Raw genomic sequence first — 19,249 nt, 5'->3', positions numbered from 1 at the left:
GCTGCTCCCCGGCGACGATTTCTGGCGACTCGCACGATCAGGCGAGGACCTTCTTCCACACGCCCTCGTACGAGATGGGGGCGAAGCCGATGCGTTCGTTGATCGAGAGCATCGGGCGGTTCTCCTCCGCGTTGTACGTCATGACGCGCGGGGACAGCGGCGCGACGTCGTGCCACGCGAGAAGCCCGGCGCACTTGACGAGCATGCCGAGGCGGTGGCCGCGGTGGGCGGCGACGACCAGGGTGTCCTCCTGGCTGGTCACCGTGGTTCGGTCCTTCCCGATCACGAGCTCGTTGAACGCCGCGAGCTCGCCGCTGTCGATGTGCTGGGCGGCGGTGACGAGCATGTGCCGCCCCGCGTCGAGGTACCCGGCTTCGTAGCGGCGGAGGCGGTCGGCATCCCACACCTCCTCGTCGAATTCGAGGTCGGCCGAGGGCGCGTCGGTGACCATGCGCGACTTCATCCACGCGAAACCGTCGACGAACTCGTCGGGGGTGGGCAGCGTCCACTGCACGACGCGGTAGCCCGAGGCCGCTTCCTCCGCCTCGGCCAGCAGGGTTCCGAGGTGCGGGCGCGCGCCGGCCAGATCGAGTTGACTCACCCGCACGATCTGCTCGAGGGTGCACCCGGATGCCAGCAGGAAGCGCGCCGCGTGGTCTTCGGGTATCGCCCCGAAACCCGTGGGTGCCGCGAGACGGGGGCCGTCTGCGGCGGGGTGCTCCGCCCACGCCTGCAGAATGGTGCGGCCTTCGTCGCGGGCGATGCGCTCGATCTCGGCGAAGGCGGCGCGGCCGATGCCGTGGCCCCAGGCGGAGCGCCGCAGTTCGATCAGCCAGAACCCGGTGCGGGCGCCGTCCTCCTGCGGGAAGTCGAGACCCACCCGGCCCACGACCTCTCCGTGGAAGACCGCGATCCAGGAGAACCGTTTCATTTCGGGTCGGGGCTGATAGAGGGGGAGCAGTTCGTCGGCGGGCATCGAGGAGTCGTCGTGGCCGGAGACCTCGGCGTAGACGAGGTTGCGCAAACGCACCATGTCGAGGAAGTCCGCGGCATCGGGGCCGTCGAGGGAGGTCGGGATGTGGAGGGGGCGCAGCTCGAGGCCGGCCGGAAGGGTGGTCATGTCACAGCTTTCGGTTCGAAGGGGGATGCCGGTGGGGCCGACGTCATCCGTCGGCCCCACCGTTCAGAAGGGCGGGCGGCTGAAGGCCGCAGCGCTTCGCCAGGCGCGTTCGCGCTTCTCGCGCTCGGCCTGGACCGTGCGGGCGCGGTACGCGCTGACCGCCTGGTGGTCGAGCGCTCGGGCTCGATCGGCGTGCCGCGTCAGCAGCCAGAGGCCGAGGCGCAGCGACAGCCGGTCGAGCAGGCCGAGCGGGCGGTAGGCGGTGGTGTCGAACGTGACGGTCGACGGGGTGGGTGTAGGGGTGGGCGCGGCCGAGGCGTGCTGCGGCGCGCGCGTGAACAGGGCGTTCATGCGGATACTCCGTGAGGATGAAATCGAGCGGATGACGCGACGAGCGCGTGGAGGGACCGGGAAGGTCCGGCGAGCACGAGAGGCTCGCGGACGCGGAGACGGGGAACGTCTCGACGCGACGGGGTTATCCGAGTCGGGAGGGCATGCCGACGGCGGAAGCCCCTTCGGACACGGATGCGGAGAGCACGGGGACGGCGATGAAGCCGGGGGCGGTGAAGCCGGTGGTGATGCGAATCATGGAAGGAACCTCCTTTCGACGTCGGTTGCGACCCCCGACGCTAGCGAACGCTTTCAGCGAATGTCAAGCTCATCTTCAGAAACGGTCGCTCCCCGGGCGCGTCTGCGTGTCGAGATCGGCCCGCCGCCGCGGAATTCCGGGGGTGTTCGGATAGCGTGGATCGCCGGACGATCGAGGGAGGGTGACGTGCATCTGAAGAGCGTCACGCTCAAAGGCTTCAAGTCCTTCGCCCAGTCGACCACCTTCGCCCTCGAGCCGGGCGTCACCTGCATCGTCGGCCCGAACGGCTCCGGCAAGTCCAACGTCGTCGACGCACTCGCGTGGGTGATGGGGGAGCAGGGGGCGAAGACGCTGCGCGGCGGCAAGATGGAGGACGTCATCTTCGCCGGCACGTCGACGCGCGGCCCGCTGGGCCGTGCCGAGGTGCAGCTGACGATCGACAACGGCGACGGCGCCCTGCCCATCGACTACAGCGAGGTGACGATCAGTCGCACGCTGTTCCGCAACGGGGCGAGCGAGTACGCCATCAACGGACAGACCTGCCGACTGCTCGACGTGCAGGAGCTGTTGAGCGATTCCGGCCTCGGACGCGAGATGCACGTCATCATCGGCCAGGGGCGCCTCGACACCGTCCTCCAGGCCACCGCCGAAGACCGACGAGGCTTCATCGAAGAAGCCGCCGGCATCCTCAAGCACCGTCGCCGCAAAGAGAAGACCGTCCGCAAGCTCGAGGCGATGGAGACGAACCTCACGCGCCTGAGCGACCTGGCGGGCGAACTGCGTCGTCAGCTCAAGCCCCTCGGCAAGCAGGCCGAGATCGCACGAGAGGCGGCGACGATCGCGGCGGTGGTGCGCGACGCCAAGGCGCGCCTGTACGCCGACGACCTCGTGCGCCTGCGTAGGGAGCTGGCCGACGCGGCCCGCGCCGAGAGCGAGCGCCACACCGAGCGACTCGGGCTCCAGGAGCAGGCCGACGGACTGCGTCGGCGCGTGGAGCGCCTCGAGAACGATCAGCGTTCCGAGGCCGTCGATCGGGCCCGCAGCGTCGCCTTCGCCCTTCAGCAGGTGCAGGAGCGTCTGCGCGGCCTCTACACCCTCGCCGGGCAGCGCCTCACCCTGCTGAGCGATGACGACAGCGACGGGTCCGGGTTCACGCCGACCGTGTCGCAGCGCACGATCGATGACGTCCGCTCCGAGATCGACGACATCGCATCCGGTCTGGGCGACGCCCAGGATGCCGCGGCCGATGCGGCACGCGCTGTCGTCCGTGTGCGGGCCGACCTCGATGCCCTCGACGTCGACATCGCCGCCCAGAGCGCCCTCGTGTCGGAGCACGACCTCAGGATCCAGGCTCTCCGGGGAACGGCGGATGCCGCGAACTCGGCTCTCACCGCCGTGCGCGGCGGTCTGGAGCGGCAACAGAGGGCTCTGGACGCCGCGCTCGCGCGTCGAGCGGAAGCGGAGGAGGCCCGGGCCGAGTTGGATCCCGATGTCGTCCCCGAGGCGTCGACGGCGGAGCACGCGGCCGCGTACGAGCGCGCGCAGCGCGACACCAACGAGGTGGAGACGACCGTGGCCGGACTCCGCGAGCGCCTGCACGCGGCCGAGCGCGAGCGCGACGCCCTGGCCGCGCAGACGACGGCCCTCGGCCGGGCCCTCGACGTGCGCAACGCGGCTGCCGACCTCCTCGCGGCGGGCGGGCCCGGCGTGCGCGGGCTCGTGGGCGATGACGTCAAGGTCACCGCCGGCTTCGAGGCCGCCATCGCGGCGGCGCTCGGCTCGCTCGCGGAGGGCCTGCTGGTCGACGACGCGGCATCCGCCTTCGCCGCTGCGCGCGAGGCGTCGGCGTCCGACCTCGGCCTGGTCGAGATCGCCATCGCCGGGGATGCGGACGCGGTGTCGCCTCCCGACCTCGGCGCGACCCCGGCGACGGACGTGATCACGGCGTCCGACGGGGTGCGCGGCATCCTGAGCCGGACCGTGATCGTCGACGACCTCGCCGCCGCGCACGAGCTGCGCGAGCGGATCCCGCACGACGTGACCGTCGTCACGCGTACGGGTGAGGTGATGACCGCGCACACGCTCCGGGCCGGATCGGATTCGGGGCGCTCGCGTCTCGAGCTCGCGGCCGAGCGCGACGCCGCGGCCGAACGGCTCGACGAGATCGTGGTGGTCGCCGACTCGCTCCGCGAAGCCCTCACCGACGAGCAGCGGGCGCTGGCCGACGCGCGGCAGCGCACCAAGGAGACGCTGTCGACACTGCGCGCGCACGATGCCGCCCTGGCGGCCCACGCCGAAAAGGTGAACCGCGTCACCGTTCGTCACGAGGCGGCGATGGCGGAGTGCGACCGGCTCGCGGCCGGTGTCGCTCAAGCGGAGACGGCCGTGGCCGAGGCCGAGGCGGCGGCGCGACGGGCCGACGACGCCCTCGCCCGTGCGCTGGACGCACCACGGCCGCTGCTGGACGCATCGGCGAGGGAGCCCCTGGCCGCCGAGGTCGAGACGGCGCGCGAGCGCGAGATGCGCGCGCGCCTCGACATCGAAACGCTCAGGGAGCGAGTGCGTGCCGGTGAGCTGCGCATCGTGCAGCTCGAGCAGCAGCGCGAACGCGAACGCGCCGCCGCCGACGAAGCCGCCCGCCGTGCCGTGATCCGCCGCGCCCAGCGCGAGGTGGCGGCCGAGGTCGCCGGGGCGCTCCCGGCCCTCCTGGACTCGGTCGACCGCTCGGTCAGCCAGGCCCGCGTGGAGCTCGCGGCGGCCGAGACCGCGCGCGCCGCGGTCACCGACGAGCTGACCCGCGCCCGTGCGGAGGAGGCCGCCGTGCGCGATCGCCTCGCGCGCCTGACCGAGAACGTGCACGGTCTCGAGCTCCAGATGCACGAGAAGAAGCTCCACGTCACGAGCCTGCTCGAGCGCGTGCGATCGGAACTGGCGCTCGAGGAGAACATTCTCGTTTCGGAATACAGTCCCGACCAGGGCGTCCCCGCAGACGACGGTCCGCAGCCGACCGCCTTCGACCGTGCAGCTCAGAAGCGCCGCCTCCAGGATGCGGAGCGCAAACTCGGGCAGCTCGGCCGGGTGAATCCGCTCGCGCTCGAGGAGTTCGCGGCGCTGGAGCAGCGGCACGCCTTCCTCACCGAGCAGCTCGCCGACCTGCAGCAGACGCGCGCCGATCTGCAGACGATCATCGCCGAGCTCGACGAGCGGATGCAGACGATCTTCGTCGCCGCGTTCGAGGACACCCGGGCGGCGTTCACCGACATCTTCCCGATCCTCTTCCCCGGCGGTTCCGGCAGCATCTCGCTCACCGATCCCGATTCCCCGCTGACCACGGGCATCGAGGTGGCCGTGCGGCCCGTCGGCAAGAAGATCGAGCGACTGTCCCTCCTCTCGGGCGGGGAGCGTTCTCTCGCGGCGGTGGCGTTCCTGACCTCGATCTTCACGGCGCGCCCGAGCCCCTTCTACATCCTCGACGAGGTCGAGGCGGCCCTCGACGACGCGAACCTCGGCCGGCTCCTCGGCGTGTTCGAGAAGCTGCGCGCCAGCAGCCAGCTCATCGTCATCACCCACCAGAAGCGCACGATGGAGATCGCCGACGCGCTGTACGGGGTCTCGATGCGGCAGGACGGGGTGTCGGCGGTGGTGGGGCAGCGCGTGGGCGACCGCGCGGCGTCGCGACCGGCCGCCCCGGCCGCCGCCCGCGACGAGGCCGCCCCCGTAAGCTGAAGCAATGGCTGAGAACTCCTGGTCGCTAGGCCGCGCGCTGCGCGGGTTGTTCGTCAAACCCACCATCGACGAGACGACCTGGGACGACCTCGAGACGGCGCTGCTGACCGCGGACTTCGGTCCCGACGTCACCGAGCGCCTCATCGACGAACTGCGCGAGAAGGTCGAGCGCTATCGCACCACCGATCCCCGCGATCTGCAGCGCATGCTGCGCGAGACGCTCGAGGAGCACTTCGCGAAGTTCGACACCACGCTGCGCCTCACCGAGCGTCCCGCCGTCGTGCTCGTGGTCGGCGTGAACGGCGTCGGCAAGACGACGACGATCGGCAAGTTCGCCAAATTCCTTCAGCGTTACGGCCGCACCGTGGTGGTCGGAGCCGCCGACACGTTCCGCGCCGCCGCCGTCGACCAGCTCGCGACGTGGGCCGAGCGCGGGGGCGCCACGATCGTGCGCCCGCAGCACGAGGGTCAGGATCCGGCATCCGTCGCCTTCCAGACCGTCGCCCACGCCAAGGAGACCGCCACCGAGATCGTGCTCATCGACACGGCCGGGCGCCTGCACACCAAGGGCGGACTCATGGACGAGCTCGGCAAGATCAAGCGCGTCGTCGAGAAGCAGGCCCCCATCAGCGAGGTGCTGCTGGTTCTCGATGCCACGACGGGCCAGAACGGGCTCATGCAGGCACAGGCGTTCCTCGACAGCGCGGGCGTCACCGGGCTCGTGCTCACCAAGCTCGACGGCTCCGCGAGAGGCGGGTTCGTCCTCGCGGTGCAGGAGCGCACCGGCATCCCCGTGAAGCTGCTCGGCCAGGGCGAGGGCATCGGCGATCTCACCGGTTTCACCCCGCACGTGTTCGCCGCGTCGCTCGTCGACTGAGCGCCCATACCGTACCGTCGGCTCCGGGCGGGTCTCCTTCCCGAAGCCCGCGCGTGATGCTTACATGGGACTCATGGCGATCGAGCACGACTTCTTCGGACTCCTCGAGTCGGGCCCCGACGGGTCGATCTTCTGGAGCGAGAACGTCGAGTTCGGCGACCAGAGCGTGACGGTCGACCTCACCGCGCCCGACCAGGACGACGTGTCGACCGAGGCCCTCGACGTCGCGGCCTCGCTCATCTCGTCGCTCGAGGCCGTCGATCTCGCCGCCCGTAATGCCATGGTCAACGAGCTCGACTCGCGCACGAGCGAGGTGACCGAGTACATCCTGCAGCAGCAGGCGACGCTCGGCGACGAGCTCGACGACCTGCTCGTCGACGCGTCCGGCGACACCCATATCGACGTCATCAAGGCCCTGCAGTTGATGAGCATGACGATCCTCGCCGACGAGCACGGCGGCGCCGACCCGTTCGCGGTGCTCGAGTACGCGCTCGATCCCGACGCCACCGACGACGTGCTGCTGGTCAACCTCGCCTCCGACGGGCGGGTGCAGTCGGTCACCAGCGCCGACTGATCGTGCAGACCTTCCTGCCGTACCCGTCGTTCCGCGACTCCGCCGCCGCCCTCGACCCGAAGCGCCTCGGCAAGCAGCGCGTCGAGACGTTCCAGCTGCTCCGAGCGCTCACCGTGCCCGGTCACGGCTGGCGCCACCACCCGGCCGCGAAGATGTGGGACGGCCACCTGCCGGCCTTGGTCGCCTACGGTCTCGTGATGTCCGACGAGTGGATCGCCCAGGGTCACGCCGACACGGTGCGTGAGAAGATCCTCGCGTTCGCTCCCGAGGTCGACGGTGTCGCACAGGACCGCCTCGACCTCCCGCGGTGGATCGGCGACGAGGCGTTCCACCTCGCGCACCGCTCCAACCTGATTCGCAAGGACCCGAAATTCTACGTCCCCCGCTTCGGCGCGGTCGCCGACGACCTGCCGTACGTGTGGCCGGTCTGACCCGTCACGATCCGTGGAAAAGCGGGATCACCAGGTAGATCCCGTAGACCACCGCGGCGGCGACCCCCGCGAAGCACGCGAGGCCCGCCAGCGTTGCCGGCACCGGTCGCGGATGCTCGCGCTCCGCGACGACCGCCGTGGGGCCTTCGGGGTCGTCGCCGACCGGGACCCGCACATCGGGTGCTCCGACGGCGAAGAACCGGATGCCGAGGGCGTAGAGCCCCACGATGACCAGGGTGGCCGCGAGACCGACGAGGAGAACGAGCGAGATGGAGCCCCCCTCGGTGTCGAGCCACGAACCGCCGGCGGCGGCGCTGCGGACGAGGGTCGTCATGCGCGTTCTCCTTCGGGCTCACGGGTTTCGGGGCGGCCGACGTGGTCGGCATCCAGGGAGTCGTCGTTGACGGTGTCGGCGGAGACGGGCTTGCGCCGCGCGAGCGCGAACAGGGCGATGCAGGTGCCGAGCCCCAGCACGAGGACGACCACCAAGCCCACGATTCCGCCGCTGGTGGCCCACGCGGCGAGACCGCCGACCAGGGCCGCCGCGGGAAGGGTGACCACCCAGGCGAAGGCGATGCGCGTCACGACGTTCCAATGAACGGATGCCAGGCGCTTGCCGAGTCCCGAGCCGATCACGGCGCCCGAGGTCACCTGGGTGGTCGACAGGGGGAAGCCGAGTGACGACGAGATGAGGATCGTCGAGGCCGCGCTCGTCTCGGCGGCGAAGCCCTGGGGCGGTTTCACGTCGGTGATGCGCTTGCCCACGGTGCGCATGATCCGCCACCCGCCGAGATAGGTGCCGAGGGCGATCGCGAGACCGGCCGACAGGATCACCCAGAGCTGCGGGGCGGTGCCGGCCTGCTGAAAACCGGCGACGATGAGGGTGAGGGTGATGACGCCCATGGTCTTCTGGGCGTCGTTGGTGCCATGCGCCAGTGACACCAGTGAGGCGGAGACCGTCTGGCCGTGTCGGAACGCCGTCGCCGAACCGGCGACCGTCGCCATCTTCGTGATCCGGTAGACGAGGTAGGTCGCCGCGAGTGCCACCACTCCCGCGATGAGCGGCGAGAGAAGGGCCGGCAGCACGATCTTCGAGACCACGCCGCCCCATTCCACGGCCTGGACGCCGACGCCGATGACCGCCGCGCCGATGAGCCCGCCGAAGAGCGCGTGCGTCGAGCTCGAGGGCAGGCCGAGCCACCACGTGAGGAGGTTCCACACGACGGCCCCCATGAGCCCGGCGAAGATCATGGGCACGGTGATCGCGGGAAGACCGCGGTCGTCCTGGGCGAGGATGCCCTCGGACACGGTCTTCGCGACGGCCGTCGACAGGAAGGCGCCGACGAGGTTGAGAACCGCGGAGATGAGCACCGCGACTTTGGGTCTGAGCGCTCCCGTCGCGACCGACGTCGCCATCGCGTTGGCGGTGTCGTGGAAGCCGTTTGTGAAGTCGAAGAAGATCGAGAGGGCGATGACGAGCAGGACGGGGACGAGCACGGTGAGATCCACCGCAGCTCCCTTCGCGAGGGGTTCGGTTCGCGGGTCGGATGGCCCGGCGACACGGTAGGCCGCCCGGGTGACCGGACGGTGCCCTTCCCCCGAGGGCGCAGAGGGGTCTACTCTGCGCCCGGCGGCTCAGACCGCCTGTGCGAAGCCGGCGTCGGCGGCGGCGATGTCCTTCGCCAGATGCGCGAGATGCGGCGGGATCTCGCGGCCCTTCGACACCATCGACTGCGCCCACAGGCGCCCCGCGCGGTACGACGAGCGCACCAGCGGGCCCGCCAGGACGCCGAGGAAGCCGATGCGTTCCGCCTCCTCCTTGAACTCCACGAACTCCGCGGGCTTCACCCAGCGCTGGACGGGGAGGTGGCGCGGGGTGGGGCGCAGGTACTGCGTGATCGTGATGATGTCGGTACCCGCCGCGTGCAGGTCTTCGAGCGCCCGCACGACCTCCTCGGGCTCCTCGCCCATGCCGAGGATGAGGTTCGACTTCGTGATGAGCCCCGCATCGCGCGCGGCGCTGAGCACGCCGAGCGACCGGTCGTAACGGAAGGCCGGGCGGATGCGCTTGAAGATCCGCGGCACGGTCTCGACGTTGTGCGCGAACACCTCAGGACGCGACGAGAAGACCTCCTCGAGGTGGGCGGGGTTGCCCGAGAAGTCGGTCGCGAGGATCTCCACTCCCGTGCCGGGGTTCTCGGCGTGGATGCGACGCACCGTCTCGGCGTGCAGCCAGGCGCCCTCGTCGGGGAGGTCGTCGCGGGCGACACCGGTCACGGTGGCGTAGCGCAGCTGCATGCGCGTCACGCTCTCGGCGACGCGGCGGGGCTCGTCGCGGTCGTAGTCGGCGGGCTTGCCGGTGTCGATCTGGCAGAAGTCGCAGCGGCGCGTGCACTGCGAGCCGCCGATGAGGAAGGTGGCCTCGCGATCCTCCCAGCACTCGAAGATGTTGGGGCACCCGGCCTCCTGGCACACGGTGTGCAGCTCCTCGGTCTTCACGAGGTTCTGCAGCGCGGTGTACTCGGGGCCCATCTTGGCCTTCGTCTTGATCCACTCGGGCTTGCGCTCGATCGGTGTCTCGGCGTTGCGCACCTCGAGCCGCAGCAGCTTCCGCCCGTTCGGGGCGGTGGATGCCGGAGCCCCGGCGCCGCCGGTCCCGCAGGCGGTCATGCGGCGACCGCCGCGTACTCGGCGCGGAAGACGCGTTCGATGGCGGGCACGAGGTCGGCGGGGGAGACGTCGGCCCCGAGCACCTCGCTGACGGTGGTGACCCCGGCATCCGAGATCCCGCACGGCACGATGTGCCGGAACCCCGCGAGGGTATTGTCGCAGTTGACGGCGAAGCCGTGCATCGTCACTCCTTTTTCGACGCGGACACCGATCGCCGCGATCTTGTCGACGCCGAGGGGGCGTCGGACCCAGACGCCGCTGCGTCCCTCCACGCGGAACCCGTCGACGCCGTTCGCACCGAGGGCGTCGATCAGCAGCGCCTCGAGGCGCCGGACGTGCGCGACGACATCGATCGGCTCGGGCAGGCGAACGATCGGGTATCCCACGAGCTGCCCCGGCCCGTGCCAGGTGATCTTGCCTCCGCGGTCGACGTCGACCACGGGGGTGCCGTCGTCGGGGCGCTCGTGCGCCTCGGTGCGCTTCCCCGCCGTGTAGACGGCCTCGTGCTCGAGCAGGAGCAGGGTGTCGGCGCGGGTGCCGGCCACGACGTCCGCGTGGATGCGACGCTGGTGGGCCCAGCCGTCGAGATACGGGACGTAGTGCGGCGCGAGGCCGGCGTCGTGGATGTCGATCATCGACCCTCCGATGTTGGATTGGGTCCAACAATACATCCCGGGTCGCGACATAGTCTGGAGCGGTGACCCCCGAGCCCCGCAGCGGCAGACCGCGTGCCTCCTCGCGCGAAGTGCTGTCGGAGGCCGCGTGCGAGCTGTTCCTCGAGCAGGGGTACGACGCGACCTCCGTCTCGGACATCACCCGCCGTGCCGGCGTGAGCCGCTCGAGCTTCTTCAACTACTTCTCCGCCAAGAGCGACGTGCTGTGGTCGGGCTTCGACGAACGGGTCGACGCGGCGGTCGCCGACCTGCGCGACGGGGGCGCCCCTCTCGAGGTCCTCGCCGCGATCGGCGACGGGCTCGCCCCGGACGCCCTCGCACTCGCCATCGTCAACGCGGATGCCATGGGTATCGCCGCCGAGCTGGATCGCGATCGTGCGATCCGCCAGTTCCGGCTGCAGCGCGAGGCCGCCGCGCGGCTGGTCCGCGAGGGCGCCGCGCCCCTGGCCGCGCAGGTGCGCGCGGGCGCTCTGTCGGCGGCCGTCCTCGCCGCCGTCTGGGCATGGGCCGATCACACGGCCGGCCGCTCGCTGACCGACGCGATGTCGGAGGCTCTGGCCGCGACGTGAGGGGCCGGCATCCGGTGTCGGGCCGTTCCGGGCGGCGGTCCGGGCCGTCGCCGCGTAAACTCGACTCATCATGGCGACTTTCGGCACCCTCTCCGACCGGCTCACAGAGACCTTCCGCAACCTCCGGAAGAAGGGCCAGCTCACGCCCGCCGATGTAGACGGGACGGTGCGGGAGATCCGCCGCGCCCTCCTCGACGCCGACGTCGCGCTGCCCGTGGTCAAGGAGTTCACCGCCGCGGTGCGCGAGCGCGCCCTCGGCGACGAGGTCAACCGCGCGCTGAACCCCGCGCAGCAGGTCGTGCAGATCGTCAACGACGAGCTCATCGGCATCCTGGGCGGACAGCAGCGGCGTCTGCAGTTCGCCAAGAACCCGCCGACGGTCATCATGCTCGCCGGCCTCCAGGGCTCCGGAAAGACGACCTTCGCCGGCAAGCTCGCCAAGATGCTCGAGAAGGACGGCCACACGCCCCTCCTCGTGGCGTGCGACCTCCAGCGTCCCAACGCCGTCAACCAGCTGCAGGTCGTCGCCGAGCGCGCCGGTGCCACCATCTACGCCCCCGAGCCGGGTAACGGCGTCGGCGACCCGGTCAAGGTCGCCCGCGACGGCGTCGCCTACGCGACGCGTCAGCAGCACGACATCGTCATCATCGACACCGCCGGACGTCTGGGCGTCGACGCCGAGCTGATGAAGCAGGCCGCCGACATCCGCACGGCCACCCAGCCCGACGAGGTGCTCTTCGTCATCGACGCGATGATCGGTCAGGATGCCGTGAACACGGCCAAGGCCTTCCAGGACGGCGTCGACTTCACCGGCGTGGTGCTGTCGAAGCTCGACGGTGACGCCCGTGGTGGCGCCGCCCTCTCGGTCGCCTCGGTGACCGGACGCCCGATCATCTTCGCGTCGACCGGTGAGGGTCTCGACGACGTCGAGCCCTTCCACCCCGACCGCATGGCGTCCCGCATCCTCGACCTCGGTGACATCCTCACCCTGATCGAGCAGGCGCAGTCGGCCTTCGACGAGGCCGAGGCGATGAAGGTCGCCGAGAAGCTCGCGACGGAGACCTTCACGCTCGAGGACTTCCTCGACCAGATGCAGCAAATGAAGAAGATGGGCTCCATGAAGAAGATGCTCGGGATGCTCCCGGGCATGGGGAACATGAAGCAGCAGCTCGAGGACTTCGACGAGCGCGAGATCGACCGCACCGAGGCCATCATCCGCTCGATGACGCTCGCCGAGCGTCGCAACCCCAAGATCCTCAACGGTTCGCGCCGCCTGCGCATCGCGCGCGGTTCGGGCATGACCGTCACCGACGTCAACCAGCTCGTCCAGCGATTCGACCAGGCCGCGAAGATGATGAAGACCGTCGCGCGCGGCGGCGTGCCCAACATCCCCGGCATGGGGCCGGTGGGCGGCAAGCCCGGCGCCTCGTCGAAGCGCGGCAAGCAGCAGAAGGCCAAGGGGTCGCGCTCGGGCAACCCCGCCAAGCGGGCGGCCGAGAACGCCGGGATCGCGGCGACCACCGCCCCCACGGGTTCGGGGTTCGGTCTCGGCGGGCAGAACGCACCGAGCGAGGCCGACCTCGCCGAGCTGCAGAAGATGCTCGGCCGGGGCTGACCGGCGCGATCCGAGGCCCTAGGGCAGGATGCCGGCGTCCTGCAACGCCGACATGACGGTCTGCTCGATCGCCCGCTGCCCGCGGGGGGTGGGGTGGACGTCGTCCTCCTGCATCCACTCGGGGTGACCTCGCAGCGGCTGGCCGATGTCGAGATAGGTCCCGCCCACGGCGTCGACGGCCTCGCGCAACGCGTCGGAGGTGACGGCCGTGTCGTCGGGGACGTCGTCCTCGTCGTTCCAGATGGTGCTGAGCCCGACGATGCGCGCATCGGGGGCGGCGTCGTGCAGTTCGGCCACCGTGTCCTGGGTGTCGGCGCGGATCTGGTCGGCATCCTCCCAGAAGTCGTTGCTCGAGGATTCGACGATGAGCAGCTGAGGCTGCAGAGCGGCGACCGCGGGGACGAAGCCCGCGTAGGTGGTTCCGCAGTCGCCCTGCACGACGAAGCCCATCCCGGCACAGGCGAGGTTCGTCATGGCCACCTCGCCGCGCGCGGCCAGCATGACCGGCCACGCCTCGGCGGGATCGAGACCGAAACCCGACATGAGCGAGTCGCCCAGGGCGACGGTGCGCACCGGCGCGGGGGTGATCGCGGGACTCGGCGTGACGGAGGCGGTGGCCTTCGGCGCCGGCAGCTGCGGGGCCGCGAAGGACGGCGTGGGGGCTGCACCGACCGGTTCGGCCGCGCACCCGGCGAGCAGGGCCACCGCTCCCGCGCAGAGGGCCACGAGCGAGGTCGCCCGGACGCGGCGCGCAGAATGCATGACGCGATCGTACGAGTGCGCGCCTATGAACCTGCGCGGAGACCGCCCTCTAGACGCGCAGCGCGGCGAGGTGCTCCCGCAGCGTGGGGCCGCCCCGGAACTCGCGGATGAGATGCTGCACGACCTCGCGCAGGTCGCCGTCGGCCGCGTCGGCCACCGCGACCTGTCGAGCGGAGCTGCCCCCGGTGGCGAGGATGGTCTCGAGGCTCGCGAACTCGCGCGCGCACTTCAGCTCCAGCGCCACCTCGGCGAGCTCCTCCATGGTCTCGCGCAGGTGCTCCACCACCGGGCGCTGCGTGCCCTCGCGGTCGACGATCACCCGGGCGTCGAGCCCGTAGCGAGCGGCACGCCACTTGTTCTCGCGCGCGTACCAGGGCGGGATGCCGGGCAGCTCGCGCCCCTCGTCGAGCAGGCGCGAGAAGTGCTCGACCAGTGTCTGCGCGAGGGCCGCGACGGCGGCGAGCTCCGGCAGCGTCGACATCCCGTCGCACGCGCGAATCTCCACCGTTCCCCACTTCGGCGCCGGACGGATGTCCCACCGCACCTCGCTGGCATCCGCCATGACGCCGGTGCGCACCATGTCGTCGAGGTAGCCCTCGAAGTCGTCCCAGGTCTGCAGCTGCCAGGGGAGTCCCGCGGTCGGGAGCTGCTGGAAGACGAGGGCGCGGTTCGAGGCGTACCCCGTGCGTTCGCCGGCCCAGAAGGGACTCGAGGCCGACAGCGCCTGCAGGTGGGGGAGGAACACGGTCAGGGCGTTGACGATGGGGATGACCTTGTCGACGTCGTCGACGCCGATGTGCACGTGGATGCCCCAGATCATCATGTTGCGGCCCCACCACTGGGTCCGCTCGATGAGCGTGTGATACCGCGTCTTGTCGGTCACCTGCTGGTCGTACCACTGCGCGAACGGGTGGCTGCCGGCGCAGAGCAGCTCGACGCCGCGCGGCTCGGTCTCCTCGCGCAGCGCGCAGATCGCGTCGCCGATGTCGTCGACGGCCTCGGCGACGGTGTGGCCGACGCCGCTGGTCACCTCGACGGTGTTGGTGAGCAGCTCCCCGGTGACCGTGAAGCGCTCGAGCGCCGACTTCTCCTCGAGTTCCTCGAGGACCTCGGGGGCGCGCGGGACCAGGTCGCCGGTCTCGCGGTCGGCGAGCATGAGCTCCCACTCCAGACCCACGGACGAACGCGTCGATGCAGCGAACGGGAGCCTCATGCGGTCAGTCTGGCACGGGGCCCCGACGCGCGGATCCTCCGCTACCCTCCGTGTCGCGGCGTGTCGCCTGTCACCGCGAGGTCCGCGCGTCTGGCAGAATAGAGGGCTGGACCCGCCACTCGACCCTCTATCCAGTGTCGGTCCACCCTTTTGAGCTTCCGCCGGGTGTGCACCCCACTCTCCAGGCGTTCGGTTCGTTCGTTTTCATCATTTGGAGTCATCGTGGCTGTCAAGATCCGTCTCAAGCGCCTCGGAAAGATCCGCGCGCCCTACTACCGCATCGTCGTCGCCGACTCGCGCACCAAGCGCGACGGTCGCGTCATCGAGGAGATCGGCAAGTACCACCCGACCGAGGAGCCCTCGTTCATCGAGGTCGACTCGGACCGCGCGCAGTACTGGCTGTCGGTCGGCGCCCAGCCCACCGAGCAGGTCGCCGCCATCCTCAAGCTCACGGGCGACTGGGGCAAGTTCAAGGGCGACAAGGACGCCGTTTCGACCGTCAAGGTCCGCGAGCCCAAGGCCGCGTTCGAGGCCGACGCCTCGAAGAAGTCGGTCGTCAAGCCCAAGGCCGAGAAGAAGGCCGACGCTCCCGCCGAGGCGCCCGCTGAGGACGCCGCCGAGACCTCGGCCGAGTAATCCCCGTGCTGTCTGCCGCGCTCGAACACGTCGTCAAGGGGATCGTCGATCACCCGGATGCCGTCACCATCCGTTCCAGCACCTCGCCCCGCGGCGATGTGCTGGAGGTTCGCGTGCACCCCGATGACCGGGGCCGCGTGATCGGGCGCGGCGGACGCACCGCCAAAGCACTGCGCACGGTGGTGTCGGCTCTCGCCGACGGCCGCCGCGTGCGCGTCGACGTCGCCGACGACTGATGACGAACGGCGAGACCGCGGGCGCCCAGCCCGCCAAGACCCAGCTCCGCGTCGGACGCCTCGTGAAGGCCCACGGCCTCAAGGGCGCGTTCAAGCTCGAGCTCTACACCGACGACCCCGATGGACGCTTCGCGCCGGGGAGCACGTTCACCCTCCAGGTTCCGGAGTCCTCGCCGTGGCACGGCCGCGAGCTGACGGTCCGCGAGTTCCGCTGGATGAACTCGCACCCGGTGGCCTTCTTCGAGGGCGTCGACGACCGCACCGCGGCGGAGGAGCTCGTCAAGGCGATCCTCTGGATCGATCAGGACACCTCCGAGGCGCCCGCCGAGGACGACGCGTGGTACGACCACCAGCTCGTCGGCCTCGACGTGGTCCGTGACGGGGCGGTCATCGGCCGCGTCGCGCGCGTCGACCACTTCCCCGCGCAGGACCTGCTGATCGTCAAGCAGTCCGGCGACGACCGCGAGGTGCTCGTCCCCTTCGTGAGCGCGATCGTGCCCGAGGTCGACATCGCGGGCGGCCGCGTCGTGGTCACGCCCCCGGCGGGGCTGTTCGAAGAGCTTCCCCCGGAGCCGGACGACGAGCAGGAGCCGACGTCCGAGCAGGCTTCCGCCGCCGACGCACCAGACGACGACGCTCCCACCCACTCCGAGGACTGACGTGCGCATCGACGTCGTGTCGATCTTCCCGACGATCTTCGACGCGCTCGAGGTCTCCCTCCTCGGCAAGGCCCGGCAGAGCGGTCTCCTCGACGTGCAGGTGCACGATCTCCGTGCGTTCACGCACGATCGACACCGCACGGTCGACGACACCCCGTACGGCGGCGGCGCCGGAATGGTGATGAAGCCGGAGCCGTGGGGCGAGGCCCTCGACGCCATCGTCGGCGAGGCCGATCCGCGCCCCGTGATCGTCTTCCCCTCTCCGGCGGGCGAGCGTTTCACCCAGTCGATAGCCCGCGAGCTGTCCACGGCCCCGCACCTGGTCTTCGGATGCGGCCGGTACGAGGGCATCGACGAGCGCGTTTTCGACTACGCGTCCGAGCTCGGCGACGTACGGCTTCTCTCGCTCGGCGACTACGTCCTCAATGGCGGCGAAGTCGCCGTCATGGCGATGATCGAGGCCATCGGCCGGCTGGTGCCCGGCGTCGTCGGCAACCCCGAGAGCCTCGTCGAGGAGTCGCACGAGGACGGCCTGCTCGAGTACCCGTCCTTCACGAAACCCGCGACGTGGCGCGAGCGCGAGGTACCCCCGGTCCTCCTGAGCGGCAACCACGGTGCCGTCGCGCGCTGGCGCCGTGAGCAGCAGCTCGAGCGCACGCGGACGCGTCGCCCCGATCTGCTCGCCGACTGAGCGTCCGCGTTCCGGCTTCGGCGGCGTCCGGCCGCCACCTCGTCTTCGCCGCGCCCGACGTCGGCGCGTTCCGCGACCGGCGGGGGCGCACGCCGCGATTGCCGTGCGGTGCTGCGCGGCCCGAACGCGACGGATGCCGCGACCCCGGGGCCGCGGCATCCGGAACACGAACTCAGTCGACGCCGAGGAACGACCGGTCGGTGAGCACGATCGGGCCGGCGGCGGTGATCGCGACCGTGTGCTCGGAGTGCGCGCCGCGGGAGCCGTCGGCGCTGCGCAGCGTCCAGCCGTCGGGGTCGGTCACGAGCTCGTCGGTCGTCTGGAGGAACCACGGCTCGAGGGCGACGACCAGGCCGTCACGGAGGGGATACCCGCGACCCGCCTTGCCGTCGTTCGCGACGTGCGGGTCGCCGTGCATCGTGCGCCCCACGCCGTGGCCGCCGAAGTCGGTGTTGATGCTCAGGCCCTCGGCGTGCGCCACTGCGGCGACGGCGGCGGAGATGTCGCCGATCTTGTGACCGACCGTCGCGGCGTCGATAGCTGCGGCGAGGGCGCGCTGCGTGGTGTCGATGAGGGCGAGGTCCTCGTCGCGGGGCGTGCCGACCACGAACGATACGGCGGAGTCGGCGACCCACCCGTCGACGGAGGCGGCGAAGTCGAGCGAGACGAGGTCGCCGTCGCGCAGGACGTAGTCGTGGGGGAGCCCGTGCAGGACGGCGTCGTTGATCGAGGTGCACAGCACCTTGCCGAACGGGCTCGCGCCGAACGACGGGTGGTAGTCGATGTAGCAGGACTCCGCCCCGGCCGAACGGATCATGTCGTGCGCGCGACGATCGAGGTGCAGGAGGTTGGTGCCCACCTTGGTCTCGTCGCGCAGCGTGGCCAACACCTCCGCGACGAAGCGACCCGCGGGGCGCATCGCGTCGATCTCGGCCGGCGTACGCAGTTCGATCATGGTGGTTCCCTTTCGTCGAGCTTCCATTCTCCCCGATCGACGCGGATGCCGTGGGCTCGGGCGCGGCCATGGACTTCTCAAAGGTGCCGCACATGGTCGCGCCCTAGCATCGGCTCATGGTGCTGCGCCGTCTGTTCTTCCGCTGGATGTCCCCGGCCGCCGTCGTGCTGCCGCTGTGGCTGTTCGTCGGCTGGATCGTCTTCTCGGGCGGGAGCGGGTGGGCGCTGCTCTGGCTGTTCGTCGCCATGCCCGCCGTCTTCGTCTCGCAGCTGCTGCTGTCGCTGCTGGTCCGCGCACGCGGGAGCGTCCGCGAATCCCGCGCGGTGTCCTGGCGCGACGCGGTCGGCATCGGGCTCTGGCACCTCGTCATCGTCGCGCTCGGACTGTTCGACTCGCGGGTGTTCTTCCCGCTCCTCGTGCTGTCGGTCGTGGGAGCGCTCGTGCTGTTCTGGTCATCGCTCGCTCAGGTGTGGAACGAGGCCCGCGGCGCAGTGACCGTGCTGCACGCGACCGATGGCACCGCCTACATCCCGGTGCCGCGGGAGCGTCCGCAGCAGAGGGTCGACGGTGACGTCATCGTCGTGTCGGAGTCGCGACGCGCGGAGTGATCGCCGCGCCGCCGCGGGCGCACGCACGTTTTGGTCGCGACGCCGGAACATGGCAGAATAATCCTTTGTGCCCTGACCGGCTCTGCCTCAGGGGAGTCCGCCGCATCCGCGGCTCGGGCACGCCTCACCTTTTCCCTTTTCATCGTGCGATCGACCTGTGGCGGTCGCAGGAAGTGACGATCATGCAGATCCTCGACTCCGTCGACGCGGCTTCGCTCCGCTCCGACATCCCCGTCTTCGCCCCCGGCGACACCGTCAAGGTGCACGTCAACATCACCGAAGGCAACCGCTCGCGTATCCAGGTGTTCCAGGGCGTCGTCATCGGCCGCTCGGGCGACGGCGTGCGCGAGACCTTCTGCGTCCGCAAGGTCAGCTTCCAGGTCGGCGTCGAGCGCACCTTCCCGGTCCACAGCCCCGTGATCGACCACATCGAGGTCGTCACCCGTGGTGACGTGCGTCGCGCGAAGCTCTACTACCTGCGCAGCCTGCGTGGCAAGAAGGCCAAGATCAAGGAGAAGCGCGACCGCTGAGTCGACTCTCTCGAACGCCCCGTGGGTTTCCCCACGGGGCGTTCGGCGTTTTCGCGGCGACGCGGTCACGGGGCGGCACGCGGGTGTGCGACCCTTGTTGCTGCGGTTCTCCGG

Annotated in this window: 21 protein-coding genes; 12 read left to right on the top strand and 9 right to left on the bottom strand. The window is 70.5% G+C overall.

The features are described 5' to 3' along the window. Positions 1 to 37: 37 nt before the first annotated feature. Positions 38 to 1,120: a GNAT family N-acetyltransferase gene (locus ACFZA2_RS11480; protein WP_391404652.1), complete on the bottom strand. Its 1,083-nt coding sequence runs from the start codon at positions 1,118 to 1,120 to the stop codon at positions 38 to 40. 63 nt (positions 1,121 to 1,183) lie between these two features. Continuing rightward, entirely contained in the window at positions 1,184 to 1,471 is a 288-nt protein-coding gene (locus ACFZA2_RS11475) for a hypothetical protein (protein ID WP_315995505.1), read from the bottom strand. Positions 1,472 to 1,895: 424 nt separating this feature from the next. Between ACFZA2_RS11475 and smc the strand changes: the two genes are divergently transcribed. The 4 genes from smc to ACFZA2_RS11455 all read left to right on the top strand — a co-directional run bounded on the left by smc (position 1,896) and on the right by ACFZA2_RS11455 (position 7,317). Continuing rightward, positions 1,896 to 5,435: a chromosome segregation protein SMC gene (gene smc, locus ACFZA2_RS11470; protein WP_391404648.1), complete on the top strand. Its 3,540-nt coding sequence runs from the start codon at positions 1,896 to 1,898 to the stop codon at positions 5,433 to 5,435. Between the two features lie 4 nt (positions 5,436 to 5,439). After that, complete coding sequence (gene ftsY, locus ACFZA2_RS11465) at positions 5,440 to 6,312, top strand: signal recognition particle-docking protein FtsY (protein ID WP_366375782.1); 873 nt, start codon at positions 5,440 to 5,442, stop codon at positions 6,310 to 6,312. 73 nt (positions 6,313 to 6,385) lie between these two features. Then, positions 6,386 to 6,886: a DUF2004 domain-containing protein gene (locus ACFZA2_RS11460; protein WP_363392286.1), complete on the top strand. Its 501-nt coding sequence runs from the start codon at positions 6,386 to 6,388 to the stop codon at positions 6,884 to 6,886. Between the two features lie 2 nt (positions 6,887 to 6,888). Beyond that, positions 6,889 to 7,317 (top strand): MSMEG_6728 family protein, encoded by a 429-nt coding sequence (locus ACFZA2_RS11455; protein ID WP_391404644.1) that lies wholly within the window; start codon positions 6,889 to 6,891, stop codon positions 7,315 to 7,317. Positions 7,318 to 7,321: 4 nt separating this feature from the next. On the opposite strand, the gene ACFZA2_RS11450 is transcribed toward ACFZA2_RS11455, so the two are convergent. From ACFZA2_RS11450 to lipB, 4 genes are all read right to left on the bottom strand, one after another. Further along, positions 7,322 to 7,651, bottom strand: a complete 330-nt coding sequence (locus tag ACFZA2_RS11450; protein ID WP_391404641.1) for a hypothetical protein — start codon at positions 7,649 to 7,651, stop codon at positions 7,322 to 7,324. Next, the gene (locus tag ACFZA2_RS11445) at positions 7,648 to 8,826 is read right to left on the bottom strand and encodes an anion permease (protein WP_391404638.1); all 1,179 of its coding nucleotides are present in this window, start codon (positions 8,824 to 8,826) and stop codon (positions 7,648 to 7,650) included. Before ACFZA2_RS11445 ends, ACFZA2_RS11450 begins: the two co-directional genes overlap by 4 nt. A gap of 126 nt (positions 8,827 to 8,952) precedes the next feature. Beyond that, entirely contained in the window at positions 8,953 to 9,987 is a 1,035-nt protein-coding gene (lipA, locus tag ACFZA2_RS11440; RefSeq protein WP_391404635.1) for a lipoyl synthase, read from the bottom strand. Next, a complete protein-coding gene (gene lipB, locus ACFZA2_RS11435; RefSeq protein ID WP_315995511.1) occupies positions 9,984 to 10,622 on the bottom strand; it encodes a lipoyl(octanoyl) transferase LipB in 639 nt (212 codons plus the stop codon). Before lipB ends, lipA begins: the two co-directional genes overlap by 4 nt. A gap of 62 nt (positions 10,623 to 10,684) precedes the next feature. On the opposite strand from lipB, the gene ACFZA2_RS11430 reads away from it, so the two are divergent. Continuing rightward, positions 10,685 to 11,230, top strand: a complete 546-nt coding sequence (locus tag ACFZA2_RS11430) for a TetR/AcrR family transcriptional regulator (protein ID WP_391404631.1) — start codon at positions 10,685 to 10,687, stop codon at positions 11,228 to 11,230. Between the two features lie 70 nt (positions 11,231 to 11,300). Continuing rightward, the gene (gene ffh, locus ACFZA2_RS11425; RefSeq protein ID WP_391404628.1) at positions 11,301 to 12,845 is read left to right on the top strand and encodes a signal recognition particle protein; all 1,545 of its coding nucleotides are present in this window, start codon (positions 11,301 to 11,303) and stop codon (positions 12,843 to 12,845) included. 18 nt (positions 12,846 to 12,863) lie between these two features. Here the strand turns inward: ffh and ACFZA2_RS11420 are convergent, their stop codons facing one another. Together ACFZA2_RS11420 and ACFZA2_RS11415 are read right to left on the bottom strand one after the other, a co-directional pair. Further along, entirely contained in the window at positions 12,864 to 13,607 is a 744-nt protein-coding gene (locus tag ACFZA2_RS11420) for an SGNH/GDSL hydrolase family protein (protein ID WP_391404625.1), read from the bottom strand. A 49-nt stretch (positions 13,608 to 13,656) separates the two neighbouring features. Next, positions 13,657 to 14,820, bottom strand: a complete 1,164-nt coding sequence (locus tag ACFZA2_RS11415) for a glutamate--cysteine ligase (RefSeq protein ID WP_315995515.1) — start codon at positions 14,818 to 14,820, stop codon at positions 13,657 to 13,659. Between the two features lie 222 nt (positions 14,821 to 15,042). Here ACFZA2_RS11415 and rpsP point away from each other — a divergent pair, with 222 nt between their 5' ends. Genes rpsP through trmD form a run of 4 tightly spaced genes read left to right on the top strand, consistent with a single transcriptional unit; the run spans position 15,043 to position 17,042 of the window. Continuing rightward, the gene (gene rpsP, locus ACFZA2_RS11410; protein ID WP_315995516.1) at positions 15,043 to 15,456 is read left to right on the top strand and encodes a 30S ribosomal protein S16; all 414 of its coding nucleotides are present in this window, start codon (positions 15,043 to 15,045) and stop codon (positions 15,454 to 15,456) included. A gap of 5 nt (positions 15,457 to 15,461) precedes the next feature. Next, the gene (locus ACFZA2_RS11405; protein ID WP_315995517.1) at positions 15,462 to 15,692 is read left to right on the top strand and encodes an RNA-binding protein; all 231 of its coding nucleotides are present in this window, start codon (positions 15,462 to 15,464) and stop codon (positions 15,690 to 15,692) included. Continuing rightward, positions 15,692 to 16,351, top strand: a complete 660-nt coding sequence (rimM, locus tag ACFZA2_RS11400) for a ribosome maturation factor RimM (protein ID WP_391404619.1) — start codon at positions 15,692 to 15,694, stop codon at positions 16,349 to 16,351. The genes ACFZA2_RS11405 and rimM overlap by 1 nt, the downstream gene beginning before the upstream one ends. Before the next feature lies 1 nt (position 16,352). Beyond that, entirely contained in the window at positions 16,353 to 17,042 is a 690-nt protein-coding gene (trmD, locus tag ACFZA2_RS11395) for a tRNA (guanosine(37)-N1)-methyltransferase TrmD (RefSeq protein ID WP_315995519.1), read from the top strand. A 172-nt stretch (positions 17,043 to 17,214) separates the two neighbouring features. Here trmD and map read toward each other — a convergent pair whose 3' ends face one another. Then, positions 17,215 to 17,997 carry a type I methionyl aminopeptidase gene (map, locus tag ACFZA2_RS11390; protein WP_315995520.1) on the bottom strand — a complete coding sequence of 261 codons (783 nt, stop codon included), beginning with the start codon at positions 17,995 to 17,997 and terminating at the stop codon, positions 17,215 to 17,217. Positions 17,998 to 18,113: 116 nt separating this feature from the next. Here map and ACFZA2_RS11385 point away from each other — a divergent pair, with 116 nt between their 5' ends. Together ACFZA2_RS11385 and rplS are read left to right on the top strand one after the other, a co-directional pair. Next, positions 18,114 to 18,605, top strand: coding sequence for an MFS transporter permease (locus tag ACFZA2_RS11385; protein ID WP_391404615.1), 492 nt, complete (start codon positions 18,114 to 18,116; stop codon positions 18,603 to 18,605). Positions 18,606 to 18,787: 182 nt separating this feature from the next. Continuing rightward, positions 18,788 to 19,135 carry a 50S ribosomal protein L19 gene (gene rplS / locus ACFZA2_RS11380; protein WP_094736597.1) on the top strand — a complete coding sequence of 116 codons (348 nt, stop codon included), beginning with the start codon at positions 18,788 to 18,790 and terminating at the stop codon, positions 19,133 to 19,135. The last annotated feature ends 114 nt before the right edge of the window (positions 19,136 to 19,249 follow it).

The organism is Microbacterium sp. NPDC007973 (assembly GCF_042958465.1).
Lineage (GTDB): Bacteria > Actinomycetota > Actinomycetes > Actinomycetales > Microbacteriaceae > Microbacterium > Microbacterium galbum.
This window is presented reverse-complemented; position numbering and strand designations above follow the sequence as displayed.